The organism is Lysinibacillus sp. FSL M8-0216 (genome assembly GCF_038595555.1).
Taxonomy (GTDB): domain Bacteria; phylum Bacillota; class Bacilli; order Bacillales_A; family Planococcaceae; genus Lysinibacillus; species Lysinibacillus fusiformis.
This window is the reverse complement of the sequence record NZ_CP152007.1, coordinates 742,080-756,696: the sequence shown is the minus strand read 5'-3', so window position 1 is coordinate 756,696 and position 14,617 is coordinate 742,080. Positions and strand designations below refer to the sequence as shown.

Annotated in this window: 9 protein-coding genes; 2 read left to right on the top strand and 7 right to left on the bottom strand. The window is 38.9% G+C overall.

Annotation, left to right across the window (positions count from 1 at the left end):
- The first annotated feature begins 54 nt into the window (after window positions 1-54).
- Complete coding sequence (locus tag MKX57_RS03465; protein ID WP_342532006.1) at window positions 55-864, top strand: Cof-type HAD-IIB family hydrolase; 810 nt, start codon at window positions 55-57, stop codon at window positions 862-864.
- A gap of 144 nt (window positions 865-1,008) precedes the next feature.
- Entirely contained in the window at window positions 1,009-1,866 is an 858-nt protein-coding gene (locus MKX57_RS03460) for a DegV family protein (protein ID WP_090003096.1), read from the top strand.
- Between the two features lie 101 nt (window positions 1,867-1,967).
- Here the strand turns inward: MKX57_RS03460 and MKX57_RS03455 are convergent, their stop codons facing one another.
- The 7 genes from MKX57_RS03455 to MKX57_RS03425 form a co-directional block, all read right to left on the bottom strand.
- Complete coding sequence (locus MKX57_RS03455; RefSeq protein ID WP_089986725.1) at window positions 1,968-3,434, bottom strand: alpha-amylase family glycosyl hydrolase; 1,467 nt, start codon at window positions 3,432-3,434, stop codon at window positions 1,968-1,970.
- Window positions 3,435-3,633: 199 nt separating this feature from the next.
- Window positions 3,634-4,002: a YisL family protein gene (locus MKX57_RS03450; RefSeq protein WP_012292941.1), complete on the bottom strand. Its 369-nt coding sequence runs from the start codon at window positions 4,000-4,002 to the stop codon at window positions 3,634-3,636.
- Window positions 4,003-4,188: 186 nt separating this feature from the next.
- A complete protein-coding gene (locus MKX57_RS03445; protein WP_025116790.1) occupies window positions 4,189-5,091 on the bottom strand; it encodes a fumarylacetoacetate hydrolase family protein in 903 nt (300 codons plus the stop codon).
- Between the two features lie 127 nt (window positions 5,092-5,218).
- Window positions 5,219-6,382, bottom strand: coding sequence for a DUF418 domain-containing protein (locus MKX57_RS03440; protein WP_089986726.1), 1,164 nt, complete (start codon window positions 6,380-6,382; stop codon window positions 5,219-5,221).
- An 83-nt stretch (window positions 6,383-6,465) separates the two neighbouring features.
- Window positions 6,466-10,182 carry a helicase-exonuclease AddAB subunit AddA gene (addA, locus tag MKX57_RS03435; RefSeq protein WP_089986727.1) on the bottom strand — a complete coding sequence of 1,239 codons (3,717 nt, stop codon included), beginning with the start codon at window positions 10,180-10,182 and terminating at the stop codon, window positions 6,466-6,468.
- 1 nt (window position 10,183) lies between these two features.
- The gene (gene addB, locus MKX57_RS03430) at window positions 10,184-13,693 is read right to left on the bottom strand and encodes a helicase-exonuclease AddAB subunit AddB (RefSeq protein ID WP_342550793.1); all 3,510 of its coding nucleotides are present in this window, start codon (window positions 13,691-13,693) and stop codon (window positions 10,184-10,186) included.
- Window positions 13,694-13,971: 278 nt separating this feature from the next.
- Complete coding sequence (locus MKX57_RS03425) at window positions 13,972-14,610, bottom strand: TVP38/TMEM64 family protein (RefSeq protein ID WP_008178779.1); 639 nt, start codon at window positions 14,608-14,610, stop codon at window positions 13,972-13,974.
- Between the last annotated feature and the right edge of the window lie 7 nt (window positions 14,611-14,617).

Genomic DNA, 14,617 nt, shown 5'->3' with positions numbered 1-14,617 from the left:
ACGAATGAAAGACAAAGAGATACTATTCAAACTATAGGAAAGGGGCAACAAGCTATGAAACCGCATTTAATCGTATTGGATTTAGATGGTACTTTATTAACAGACCAACAACAAATTTCCGCAAAAACAAAAAAATCATTATTGCAGGCTAAGGAACAAGGACATCAAGTAATGATTGCAACTGGCCGTCCATACCGTGCCAGTGATATTTATTATCATGAGCTTGGGCTTACAACACCAATAGTCAATTTTAATGGAGCCTATGTGCATCACCCTAAAAATGTCTCTTGGCAGCATATGCACACTCCCATTGATTTAAGTGTTGTCCATGATGTCGTTAATTCCATTAATAGTTACGAGTATGAAAATATCATTGCTGAGGTGAAGGATGATATCTATGTACACACAGAGGATGAACGCATCTTAAATATTTTTAATATGGGTAATCCGAAAATTACACTTGGGGATTTATATACACATCTCTTAGATAATCCTACAAGTTTACTGATACAGGCAAATGAAGCCAATTCTGTCATTATTCGCGACCACTTACAGGCAGTGCACGCTGAAGTGATTGAACATCGTCGTTGGGGTGCACCTCTTCATATTATAGAGATTGTTCGACGTGGCTTAAATAAAGCAGTAGGCATTGCACACGTAGCAAAGGATTTAAGTATTCCACGTGAACGTATTATTGCTTTTGGTGATGAAGACAATGATTTAGAGATGATCGAATATGCTGGACTTGGCGTAGCGATGGGGAATGGTATATCAAGCCTTAAAAATATTGCCAATGAAATAACTACTACAAATAATGATGATGGGATTGCAAAAATACTCATCGAACGCTTGAAATTATCATAGTTACGTAGTAAGTTCAAGTTACCATACCATTTTTACCAGTTTAACTTTATTCAGTGGTACCCCTTCCGGTTGATTTAAGTGAGTACCGGCTGAATAAAGCTAAAAAGGCTTTAAAAAGTAAGTTGAAATTAGGGGGACAAGAGAATGAAGATTTTTACGGATAGTGGATGTGATCTACCAAAGTCTTACTATGAAGAAAATGATGTCGTGCTACTCCCTTTACGAGTGCAATTGAACAACAAAGAATATGAAGATGTCATTTCCATTGATTCCAAAGAGGTTTATGATGGAATCCGTCAAGGTGCCCAACCCAAAACATCTCAAGTATCGCCAGAGCTTTTTTTGAAGCACTTTGAAGATTTAGCTAAAAATGAAGAAGAAGGTATCTATATTGCCTTTTCATCAGAATTATCCGGCACATATAGTACTGCTCAAATGATTCGTAATCAAGTATTAGAACAATATCCTTCATTGAAGTTAGTCATTATCGACTCTAAATGTGCATCACTAGGACATGGTCTTGTTGTGGAAGAGGCTGTTCGGCTTAGAAATTTAGGTACCCCATTTGAAGATGTAGCGTCTAGAATTAGCGCTTTCGCTCCTCAAATAGAGCATTTATTTACAGTTGAAGATTTGGACTACCTCGCTAAAGGTGGCCGTGTCTCAAAAGCGAGTGCCTTTTTAGGTGGCCTTCTAAGCATTAAACCTATTTTAAATGTAGAAGATGGCAAACTTGTACCGATAGAAAAATCACGTGGTCGTAAAAAAGCACTTAATCGTATGCTGGATTTAATGCAGGAGCGTGGAGGTAACTTTACGAATAAAATTGTTGGTATTAGTCATAGTGATGATATGGCTTTTGCTAATGAAGCAAAAGCATCCATTCAGGAGCGTTTTTCTCCACAGGCTGTTCAAATTACGATGATTGGCTCAGCCATCGGTTCACATGTGGGGCCGGGTACTATCGCGATTTTCTTCACGAATAAAAGCTATGAAGGCTAAACTATGATAACTTGGAATTGCCGAGCTATTGGAGCATCCGTAAATGAAAACAAAAATAGCATGTTAGGATGATTCCTAGCATGCTATTTTTTGTGTAGATATTAAGAAGCGTCTTGTTCTTGACGACGAACTTTTCCTCGTTTAATGATGATTACAACAAAGCCAATAAAGATGACCCAAACTAAACCAAGGGCAACCATATACGGCACGTTTAGCCCCTCATCATTGCGAACCTGATAAATCTCTACCATTTCTCTGTCTAAAATGACTGGATACACTTGCTTTTCATTTATACGAACTTTTTCCTCATGTAAAATCCCGTTTAGCATTTTCCCTTCACCCAGTTGTTCAGGTGTTAAGTCCACTCGCTGGGTTTTGCTCGTATTATTGACCATAATTACCCATTGCTCTTCATCCGAAGTACGTGTAAAGACAAGTAAACCATTCTCATTAGTAATGATGTTAAAATCACCATTACGTAAAGTAGCAGACTGATTTCGTAAGGATTGAACATTTTTAATATAGTCAATTAATTCTTCATCTGTTTTAAAGTTATAAAGTTGATGTGTATCAGGTTTAGCTTCCCCGTTCATCGCAATTTCTGTACCATATTGGACAACTGGAGTTCCTGGCATCATAAATAAAGCACCCATAGCCATTTTTAAACGTGTAGGTGGGAACATGTTTTCATTCGCAGAATCGAATGTAAAACGGTGTGTTTCTAAAGAATCCACCATAATTTGCGTCGGCTTTTCGCCTGAAAACGGTTCTGTCAATTTAGATGAGTCCATATCAACATTCTTAAAGATATTGCGATAAATTTCTGCTGTCGCTGGTGAGAAGGTTGCATCAAAATCAGCCTCGCTCGCTTCATTTGTTATGACATAAAGAGATGCTTTTGACTCTTTTAATGCCGCTATCATTTTATTAATAAAATCCGTATCAGCATCTGAAATATGAGTTAATCGAATTCCACCAATATCATATGTAGAAACAAAATCGATTGCAGATTGAATAAGTGCTTCTTGCACATCTGTATTCGTTAAATCCCATTGAACTTGTCCATTATTCGTAGAAGCAATCCAGTCTGCTTTCGCAGCATCCTTTGCCCATTCATGTTTAGGACTTACATCATTGAGTGGAAAATCCACCATTATAGACATATTTTTAGCTTTATAAGCCTCTACAACACTTTGGAATTCTTCTGCAGTTCCAAAATGGCGTTCAATCGTAGAATAGCTTGTTAGCATGGATCCATCATATTTCTCTGTAGAATAAATAGGTCCAATGGAAACAATCGAATAGCCCATTTCATCGATAAATTTTAATTTATCTTGTAAACCTGTAAAATCCCCTCCTGCAAATTTCGAAGGGTCTTGCGTATTTGTATCAAAATCGTTTGTGCCCGAGCCATTAAAGAAACGGTCAACGAGTAAATCATAGATGCTCTCTTCTGCAATCGATGTTGTCGCTTTTTCATCCGCATGCGCTACAGGTGTAGTACTTACGAATGTAGTAGCTAGTAAAAGTGATGCAGCTGTCGCACTTATCCACTTCTTGAATTTCACTGTTATTCCCTCTCTTTCAAACCAATCCATCGTCATTTTACCAAATATCACTGTCACGTCGCTATCTTTTCAAAAGATTTTACGAAAATGCGGAAGGAATTACGGCAAAAAGGTGTCCGTTCCCTTCCATTTCAGTATGATCGCTGTTTTTAATAAAATAAAAGCCGCGAAGCAAATACTTCACGACTTTCACCAAATATTATGCTAAGAAGTTTTGACCCATTGGTAGCTTGAAGCCTAGGAACAATGTAATCAATAAGAATACTGCAAATAAAATCCAAAACATGCCAGTTGGTTTATTTTTCTTTTGGCGTACTAAAACCATTTCCATCATACCAATTACTAGAATACCGCCTATGAATTTAAAGCCGTAAAGCATGCCCATGTTGTAATTCATGCCTTCAATGAATAATGCCCCACCTGTAATGATAATTAGTACATAAAATAGACGCAATGTCATATGTAAGCCTTTTGATTGCTTGCCCATTAGCGCAGCGATTAAAAAGATAACAATAGCTACTACCCAAGTAGTAATATGCAAATGCGTTTGGCTAGTTAAAAAACCCATGTTTGTCCCACCTCATTCATTTTTCTATCAAACTCTATCCTACCATGCGATGGAAAGGGTTTCAAACATTACAATAGTGTTCACATAATTTACACCATTTGTGACTTAGAAACTCCCTAAAAAACAACTTACACGGTAAGTATTAAAAAAATCCGCGGAGTAAAGACTCACGCGGATTCCCTATTATTATTCAAAATGGTTGACTAAAGTACCGATGCCTTGAATAGATACTTTTACCGTATCTCCAGCCTTTAAGAATTGTGGCGGGTTCATGCCTTTTCCAACTCCAGCTGGTGTACCTGTTAAAATAACATCCCCTGGCTCAAGTGTTACATGCTGAGATAGGATAGATACTAAAGTTTCAACTGAGAACATCATGTCCTTCGTCGAGCCATTTTGGCGCACTTCATCGTTTACCTTTGTGACTACTGTTAAGTCCTGAGGATTGGGAATTTCATCCTTTGTCACAAGATATGGTCCAAGCGGACAAGTGCCCTCCAAGCTTTTACCTAAGAAGAATTGTTTATGCTTCTCTTGTAAATCACGAGCTGTTATATCATTGGCAATTGTATAACCAAATACATAATCATATGCTAAGTTTTTCGGAATGTTTTTACCACGTTTTCCAATGACAATCGCAAGCTCCCCTTCATAATCCATTTTCGATGAAAGGTCCGCGTGAATGGAAAGTGTTTGTCCATCTGCCGCAATAGCCGTTGGCGATTTTGTAAATACCATTAATTCCGTTGGTGCTGCTTCTGCACCCATTTCTTTGGCATGTTCATTATAATTTTTACCTATACACATAATATTTTTGGGTGTACGTGGAATGGGTGAAAGCCACTCGATTTCTGTAAATTCACGTTTAAAACTATTAGCACGATCTGATTTTTCAGCTGCTTCTACTAATTTACGAATCTGTTCAACGAAATCAAAGCCTAGTGCAATACCATCTACAATAGAACTTGAAAAAGAAGGGAGAACTTGAAGTTCATTTTGAATAGCGAGTACATCCCATACCGCTTCTTCTTTTTTTACTTTTGGTCCAAAGCTTACATGTCCACCTAATTTGAATGATAAAATTTTCATGATTGAAAGAGCTCCTTCTTTTTTCTACATGATACAACAATATGATAGAAATTGCCTCACTTTTGCGACAATAATTTTATAAGTTGTTATATCTTCATAGATTATGCATGTGAAGCGGAATATATTATCACATTTCTACTTTTTCCTTATACGTTAATTTACGCCATAAAGCCTCTAAAGGACCTTGCTTCCATTTTGTTAACCAAATTTCGGCGATGATCATTTGCACAACAATTATTCCAATGGCAATGAGTACGCCTGTTTCTACACTTATCTTCCCATACCAGCCAAAGCCAAATTGATAGAATAAACACGTGCCGATAATGGAGTGCATAATATACATCGTTAACGACATCCGTCCGATTTTACCAAAAGGACTAAGTAGCTTGGGTACAATTGGTAACAGGCAAAGTAGCACTATGACCGCGGCATAACCCACTGAAAGGATAGGACCACCTATGTATACCTTTAAATAATCAAATAAATACGTCCGTGTAAACATGATGGGTAAACTTTTGATCGTTATACCTATAATCACCCCAGTAATCGCAAGTGCTAGCCATAGCCATTTTAATTCTTTCGCTCGCTCTACTAGTCGCCATTTTGATGCAGCTGCCCCTATTAACATATACGGTAAAATAGTAAACAATGCCGCAAACCACATTCCTATACCTGCTTGTGTCGATAAGTCTGTTAAGCGTTGCATAAAAGCATCTAGCCAGTTTCCTGTACCGTAAGCTGTAATCGCCTTCTCTACAGATACAATATCTAAATAGTCATCCACCTTCGTATTAAATTGCATAATCCCAATGACAAATAACATAAAAACTTGCATCAAACCGTTAATCATAACTGCACTAACCACTAACCAAATAGGGCTTAAACGTAGTAAAAGCACTAAAAATATCCCACAAAAGGCGTACATCATTAAAATATCGCCCCACCATATTAGCACGGCATGTATGAAACCAAAGGCAAATAATACAGAAAGTCTACGTAATCCTAGCGTATAGAAATTTTGCTCACGACTTTGTGCTTTTTGCCACTGCATGGCAAGCCCATATCCAAATAGCATCGCAAACAGTGGGTAAAAGCTACTTTGTACATAAATATCTAAATTTTTTTGCCATACGATATCGGATGGTGTTGTAAACCAAGATGCTAAATCAATATGTGGCATTGGCAAATAAAAGGTATACATATTTACGAGCAAAATGCCTACTAAACTAATACCTCGTAAAATATCTAATGTTGCTAGTCGATCCTGCAACATTGTCGGTTTGAACTCCACAAAATAGCCTCCTCTTAAATAGCAGCTATGGTTGAAGCAGAGCAAGCAAAAAATTGTATCCTCCGCTTTTCCATAACAAAAACTTATGCCTGTACAGTTTGTTCATTATCGAATAAATACAGCACTTTATCGCTTACTTTAATTTGTAAAATGGACTCAATAGCCTCACTATAAACACGAAGCTGAACAGCATAACGCCCCATTATTTCTTTTGTCAGAGCGGGCTCCTTTGCAAAATGAGGCAAAATACGGTCTGTCTTATAATCTAGCAAGACCCAGTTGCCATATTCATCCTCAAACAAACAGTCGATAATCCCTTGGACGATTTGAGCATCCCCATCTTCATCTACTCTGCTAATAGTAAATGGCATTTCTCTACGAATCTGTCTTGCTTGCTTAAAGCGTTGCCCAATTTCGGTATGAAAGAAATGAAAAACTTTCGCTATAGGGACCACTTTTCCTTCTGCCTCTGTCAGTAGCTGTTTTGCTACTAAATCTGCTACAAAGCCTTTTACAGCTCCAATATCATCAAAGCCAAACTGTGGAATATGCTGCATCACTGTATGGACAGCCGTTCCTATTTCGGCACCTGTTAGCTGTTGATCCTGTAAAAATGTTGGTCGTGGTGCAATAGAAGCTGACGTCTGCTTAGCTGGAGGTGCAAAATAATATTCTGGCTCCTCCTGACGCTGTAAGTTTTCTATACGTTTAATTTCACTAACCGATGTTTTAGAACGTTTTCTTGTTGACTTTTGATACGTATACTGCGCTTGAAAGCGTGTCGTTATTTCGGATAAAAGCGCCTCGTCCTCTTGTGTTGTAAGGAGTTGTTGTATGTCATCATCAAATGGCTGTATATCATACGAATAATGTCTCGTATCAACCGGCTGTATCCACCAATGGGATGGGCTGTCCAATTCCTTATATGAAGTGGTAGCTTGAGAGGCAAAGTCACCATGCCTTGCCACGGCTGGACCAACCCAGTCTAGATAGCTATTAGCTCTTGCCCGCAAATATTCTTGAAGTGGGGCATCACTTGATATATTTTGCGCATCCTGCCAGTTGTCTCGCGTTTTCTCCCAATTTTTCACGGAACCCACTAAAATTAGACGCTCCTTCGCGCGTGTCATGGCAACATATAAGACACGCATTTCCTCTGCACGCATTTCCAGCTCTTTCTTCTCTTTCAGCGCCAAAAACGGTAATGAAGTATAAGTAATGCGATTTTCTGGGTCAATGGCCTTTACAGCTAGTCCAAAATCTTGGTCGAATAAATAAGGATTATGAAAATCCATTTTATTAAACGGACGTCCCATCCCTGCCACAAAGACTACAGGATATTCTAATCCTTTGGAGGAGTGAATGGTCACAAGGCGTACTACATCGTCCTTTTCACCAATTGATTTAGCCGTACCTAAATCATCCCCACGTGTACGCATCCGATCAATAAAGCGTAAAAAGCGGAAAAGACCTCGAAAGGCTGTTTGCTCATACATTAATGCACGATCATGTAAAATTCGTAAATTGGCCTGACGCTGCTTACCGTTAGGCATTGCGCCAACCATTTCATAATAATGTGTATCTAAATAAATTTTCCAAATTAAATCTGATAGTGACCCACGACGTGCTAAATCTCGCCAATTTTCAAAAGCTAGCATAAAGCGTTGAAGTTTTTCAAACGTAGTTGTCTGTATCTCTTGTCCTTCACTTCGGATAAATTGTCGTAGCGCATCATAGAAAGGTACCTTTGAATCAGCTAAGCGGATTTTAGCTAATTCATTTTCTGTTAAGCCAACAAACGGTGCACGCAGTACGGAAGCTAACGGGATGTCCTGATAAGGGTTATCTACTACCTTTAGGACATTTAACATAATCATGACTTCCAGTGCATCAAAATAGCCTTTGGACGACTCTGCATAGAGTGGAATACCTGCTAGCTTAAATTCCTCCACTAAATCTGTCGACCATGTCATAGAACGCATTAAAATAACAATATCACTATACTTCAACGGCCTTTCTGTCAGTGATTTCGTATCATAAACAGTTGTTCCATCTTCCATCATTTGTCGAATACGATCAATAATAAAACGTGCTTCATATTGTGACTTTTTTAATTCCTCTAGCTCAGTCGCTTCTTCCGTCTTATCCTCTTGCTCGTCTACCACTTCCTCATCCTGTGGAGGGTGCATTACGACAAGCTCAACAGGTACTTCTTTTTCATCATAGGGCGCTGCGGGCTTTAATGACGCATTGTCATCATAAAGAATTTCGCCAACACGCTCACCCATAATTTGTGCAAAAATATAGTTCGTCGCGTTCAATACCTCTTTACGACTACGAAAGTTAGCATTTAAATCAATACGCATGCCCGTTACCTCAGGCGTTTCCAAGAACTCACTATACTTCCTCATAAAGAGCTTAGGTTCAGCTAAGCGGAAACGATAAATACTTTGTTTGACGTCTCCCACCATAAACAGATTACCATCCTGTTCTTCCCCTGACTTGACAAGTTGTAAGATCGTTTCCTGTAGCATATTTGTATCCTGGTATTCATCCACAAGTACTTCTTTAAAACGTTTTTTCAAATCAAGTGCTACGGGAGATGGCTGTAGCTCTCCATCGATCTCGACTGTTAAAATTTGCAGTGCATAATGTTCTAAATCTGAAAAATCAATAATACCCCGCTCTAATTTGGCAAGTCGGAATTGCTCACTAAAAATCGTCGTCAATTCCACTAATGTGCCAATAATTGGCGCCATTAAGCGTATTTCTTCTAGCAATCGTGCGGGGGTGCGAATAAAATAGGTTTCTTTCATTTTATTCATAATTTTTTTCGCTGCTTCTCGCTTTTTCTTTGCAAGCTCCTGTAGCTCCACGTCTACTAAAGCATCCTTGGATACTCGTTTTAATGTAGACCATTTAACGGTCGCAAAATAATCAAAGAGTTCCTGCCATGTACCTTCCTGACTTATTCGAATCCCTTCCTGAATCATAGCAAAATCAATTTCTGCCGTTTCAGCATAGGGGGCAGGTCCATCGGGTTGGAGGGTGATTGCTCGCATTTCTGAAATTAGGACGAAGGCTTCCTCCAAACTATGTCGAACAGTCAATTTAACATAGTGAGATAGCTCTAAATCATCAATCGTCACTTCCTCTGCTAATTCATAAGCTTTTGGTAAACTCCTTAGCCATCTTTGAGGCTCTGCGTGTACACGAGAAGTATCGTAAAGCTTACTAATCAGCGTTTCAATCGCTTGATCATCTCGATCCGACGTAAAGCTATCCACAAGTCGATAAATAGCTTGTACCTGTGTCTCTTCTTCAGAATCATAGGCTCCTTCTAGAACATCCGCCACTATATCATCTCTTAATAAAGCTACCTCTGCTTCATTAGCAATACGAAATCCAGGATCGATGTCGAGCATATAAGCATATTGTTTAACAATCGCTAAACAAAAAGAATGCAATGTTGATATTTGCGCCTTATTAATAAGACTCAGTTGTCTTCTTAAATGATTGGAAGTTGGATTTTCTACTATAGCCTTTTCTAGAGCTTCTGACATTCGATGGCGCATTTCAGCTGCTGAAGCATTCGTAAAGGTCACCACCAGTAGCTCATCTACATTAATGGGATTGTCAGTAGCAATAACTTTTTCAATCATACGATTAATCAGTACCGCTGTTTTCCCGGACCCCGCCGCAGCCGACACAAGTGTATCTTGCCCACTAGCGTAAATGGCCTTCCACTGATCGTCTGTCCAAGAGACATTCGCTGGCTTTATAGGAATTGTTTGGACCATGCTACTCTATCTCCTTCCGAATTTTATCAACAATTTCATTTGGTTTCGCTTGCATCAACTGACGATAGTTTTGTTTACCATCGGATGGATCAAATTGGCAAACCGCGGCAAATTGACAATAGTCACAGGCCGTTTTGGATTTTAATTTATACGGGCTGATGGCAGTATCACCAGACAAAATCCCATTCCCTGCCTCCTGATGCTTACGACGTACGAAATGCTGGAGTCTTTTCATATCATTTACAGGCACAATGCGTGATTGCGATTCAGAAGGTGTTCCATCTTTTTTCATATAAACAGGAATAATTTTTGAGTGTCCACTACTTTCCTCTAACTGCTCGTCCATCGATAAAATGGACTCAGCATTCTCAGACAGCAGACCCTTCATTTTATATTGCTTTAACCGGTCCTCTTCTATTTCACTATCCGTCATATCCTTATCTAGTTTTAACATAGGATTATGGACATGAACATACAGTACCCCAGCTGGCTCCGTTTCCCCTGGAAGCCAATAGGAGCTATTTTCCATTGCCACATCTAAATAAGTAAGTACCTGTAAAGACAATCCATAATAAACCTCATTTAAATCTAAATCTCGAGCTGATGATTTATAATCAACAATCCGTAAATAAGAACGGTCATCTATCGAGGCACTATCGATACGATCAATACGACCTCGCATAAACATTTTTTTACCACTAGTTAAATCAATCTCAAGAGGTGGAAGCTGTTCATGTTGTCCTGGGCCAAATGATGCCTCTATCGCAATTGGCTTAAAGTGAGACACATTCGCATGCTGTGTCAATGCCATCATCGTGCGCTCCACAATTCGAATAAGCTTCCGCTGAATATAGCGATAACGCGCACTAGATAATAAAATTTGATGGGAGAAGACAGGAACAATTTGCTCTACTGCTTGACGTGCCAACTGTTTAATTTGCTGTTTTGTTAAACGAATCCAAGATAGCTGCAGTCGGTGAGTTTCCTCTGTTATCCACTTTAATGCCTCATGGAATAGATCACCGATTGCAAAGGTTTCTAATCGGTACTCCGCACGTTCCTCTAAACGTAGACCATACGTTGTGAAATGAGAAAATGGACATCTAAAATATTTCTCTATTCGAGATACACTAGATGTAAGTTTTTTCCCATATAGCTCTTGAGTTATATAGGTTTCCAATGGCTGTGCTTCATTTTTATGAGTAATCGGATAATGTACTCGATCAAAGATAAGTGCCCAGTAAGGGTCCTGCTGATAAAATTTTTGTAGCGCCAGCCATTCAGGTGCCAGTTCACGGCTATGCTCTGCCTGACGTAGTTGCACCATTAAATGGGCTAATGCAGTTCGTGGATGGCGTAAATACGGTAAAGCATTTCCATCTAATAATTCTATTGGATCCATTACAACCCGCTCCGCCTGAATCCCACTTAACAGACCAGCTGTTTGATCATTTCCGATGAATTTTTTTATATAAAGAGACGATAACAGTGCCTTTCCTTCTTCATCTGCTGTAGGATACGTCAAATAAAGCTTATCTGACGGTGTTGTGGCAGCACGATAAAATAAGAAATTCTCCTGTAATAAACGGTTAGAGGAGGTTGGTGCAAGCTCATAACCAATTTGACCAAACCATTCACGCTCTGTATCTGACAATAAACCTTCATATTCCATTCGAGTTGGATATACACCATCATTCATTCCTAAAACGAAGGCTGCTTTAATATTGGATAAACGAGCTAAATCAACCGTCGCTACCATAACCTCATCTAATGTTGGTGGAATGCGAGAAAATTCTAATGTATCAAAGCCTTCATCAAGAATTTTAGCCGCTTCCTCCACTGACATCTCCTGCTCGCCAAACATATAGACAAATTGATCCAATACATTGATCCATTCATTCCACGCTTGCTCATGTTCACTCGCTGCTAGTGCATCCCCCCGCTCAAGCTCACGATCCTTCATAGCTTGAAGCTTCTCATATACTTGTAATGACTCTACTAGCTCAAATAAAGCAGTGGCAACATCCTTACCCGTTGGCGCCGTACTCAGTTTGTCTTGAAACTCCTTTAAAGGCTGACGAATTTCGTCACGAATTGCCTCAATTTCTGATTGCATTGCACGTTCCTCATCTGTTTGTACACGTGAATGGAACTCAAGCCCACGATACTTTTTATAAAACCACCGAGCCTCTTCAAACCAACGTTCACCATAGATTCCTTGCGCTAAGCAATAGTTTTCCAATCGATCAGCTCGCTCACGCCAAATAGTTAGCTCTGCTTGTAAGGGGAAAAACAAATCTGTTTTTACACTTCGAAATACAGGTTCATACTTCCAATTAGACGTCATGATTTCTAATGCCGAACGACTAAGCTCAATCAGAGGATGATGGAGCATTGTTTTTTTAGTATTTGTAAAAATAGGAATTTCATATTGTTGAAAAATACTTGTAATCAATGGGTCATAAAGTTCTGCTTGTCGATATAAAAGGACAATATCTTGATAACGATAGCCATCTTCTCTTGTTAACTTTGTTATTTCCCGGGCAATCGCGTGAACCTCCGCTCGACGATTCGATGCTTCAAACACCATTACATCTCCAGAAGTTTTTTTCGTTTGTGGCACCATATTACCAAAATTCGCTTCCACATGTTGTAAATCTTCAGATTGAAATCTTTGAGTATAATAAAAATGTAAAGGTGCCTCGACGTCTATGCCCTCTTCATTTGCAATATCATGTAGTCGTTGATTCGTTAACGCCGCTTCATGAAAAAGAGCCTGTTCATCAAAAGTTTCGTCTATATGATCAAACGGGAGAACGACGGTTACCTGTTTAGTTACCTTAAGCAATTCTCGTACCAGCTCTAACTCTCGCACTGTGAAGGCTGTGAATCCATCAATATAAATAGTTGCTTGCTTCATTGTTTCAGCATACTTCAATTGCTCCGTTAATATCGGATAATAGCCCTCACTATCGACATATGTCGTACCAAGTCGTTCTTCTAATGCCTGCAAAACAACATGTAAATCATTCGTTTTGGCTTGTAAGGTATTTGGCGCGTCAATCGCCTTTAAGGATTCTGTTACTTCAGCTAAAACAGAGCTATTGACACTATATCGACTAAATTCTTTTAAAAGTGTTTCAATTTCCTCCGTAAAACCACGTTTTCCAGCAGCTTGTCTAAATAAGGAGAACTCACTTTTTTGTTCCTCCAAAAGTTTACGAATCAGCATTCGATAACCATAGCCATTCACTTCTTTACGAGCAATACCACCTGTCTCCTGTAAAACGAGCCATGCTAAACGCTTAAACGTCATCACTTGCGCACGAATCAAGCCCTGCAAACCATGCTTATTCGTTAGCTCATATTCCGTAGAATAAGACATCTGGTCAGGAACAATGACAAAAATAGGTTGACCGAGTGGATCAGTCTTTAGCTGTTCAACAATTTCTTGATGAATAAATACGGATTTCCCTGTTCCCGAGCGTCCCGAAACAATTCGCAATGTCATTTCGTTTCCCCTCCTCTATAAATTACTGTCTAACTATTTTGATTGCACGTTAGCATCCATTCACTAACATTTATATATAGATTATTTTTTATCGTTTCTATCACTTAACCTGATTCCATTGTCAGAGTGACGCTATAAACATCAGTGATCCTCTAGCTTAAATTCTATCGAAAATAACTAGCAAATACTATCTATCAACCTTCGATAGACAATAAAAACCAATGATTCATTTCACAAAAAAACAGCCTCTTCAACAAATCAAAGAGGCTACAACTATTTTATCTTGCATGGTGATCCTGTTTTTTCGTCAAATTTCGCGCTTGTTTTAAATCTCTTTCTACACGAGCATTCAAACGCTTCTCAATTAGTTTACCAATAAACCATAAAATAACAATCGCAACTGCCGCAATTATTAATTTCACAGGGCTTGTTAGTAACGATTTTAAATCATATCCCAATACACTCATACCTAAAATCATCACGAATTTTCCTGCTAGTAAAACGACTAAGTAAAATTTTTTATGAATATGGGATAAACCCGCCACAATGTTCACAATGACAGAAGGGGTAAAAGGGAAACATAGGAGGACAAAAAGAGGGCTTATGCCATTCATATCCACCCATTTAATAAGTTTCTGTACTTTTTTACTGCCAGTTATAAATCGCAACCTTGGATGTTTACCAAAATGTCGAACAAGCAAAAATACCACGTATGATCCAGCCGCAGAACCCAACCAAGATAATAAAAATCCAAGCCATAAACCAAATGCACTTGCATTAGCTACAACGAACACCACTAATGGTAGGAATGGTAAAAACGCTTCTAGAAAAGGTAGCAGTAAACCAATGACGGGGCCAAGTGTTCGATACTGCGCCGCAACAAGTTCAATATTTTCTACTGTAAACCATTCTTTCACTATCGAC

What these genes read in the sequence shown, in the direction of transcription:
- MKX57_RS03465 (WP_342532006.1), top strand. Translation starts at nt 55, where the DNA reads ATGAAACCGCATTTAATCGTATTGGATTTAGATGGTACTTTATTAACA.
- MKX57_RS03460 (WP_090003096.1), top strand. Translation starts at nt 1,009, where the DNA reads ATGAAGATTTTTACGGATAGTGGATGTGATCTACCAAAGTCTTACTAT.
- addB (WP_342550793.1), bottom strand. Translation starts at nt 13,693, where the DNA reads ATGACATTGCGAATTGTTTCGGGACGCTCGGGAACAGGGAAATCCGTA.
- MKX57_RS03450 (WP_012292941.1), bottom strand. Translation starts at nt 4,002, where the DNA reads ATGGGTTTTTTAACTAGCCAAACGCATTTGCATATTACTACTTGGGTA.
- addA (WP_089986727.1), bottom strand. Translation starts at nt 10,182, where the DNA reads ATGGTCCAAACAATTCCTATAAAGCCAGCGAATGTCTCTTGGACAGAC.
- MKX57_RS03445 (WP_025116790.1), bottom strand. Translation starts at nt 5,091, where the DNA reads ATGAAAATTTTATCATTCAAATTAGGTGGACATGTAAGCTTTGGACCA.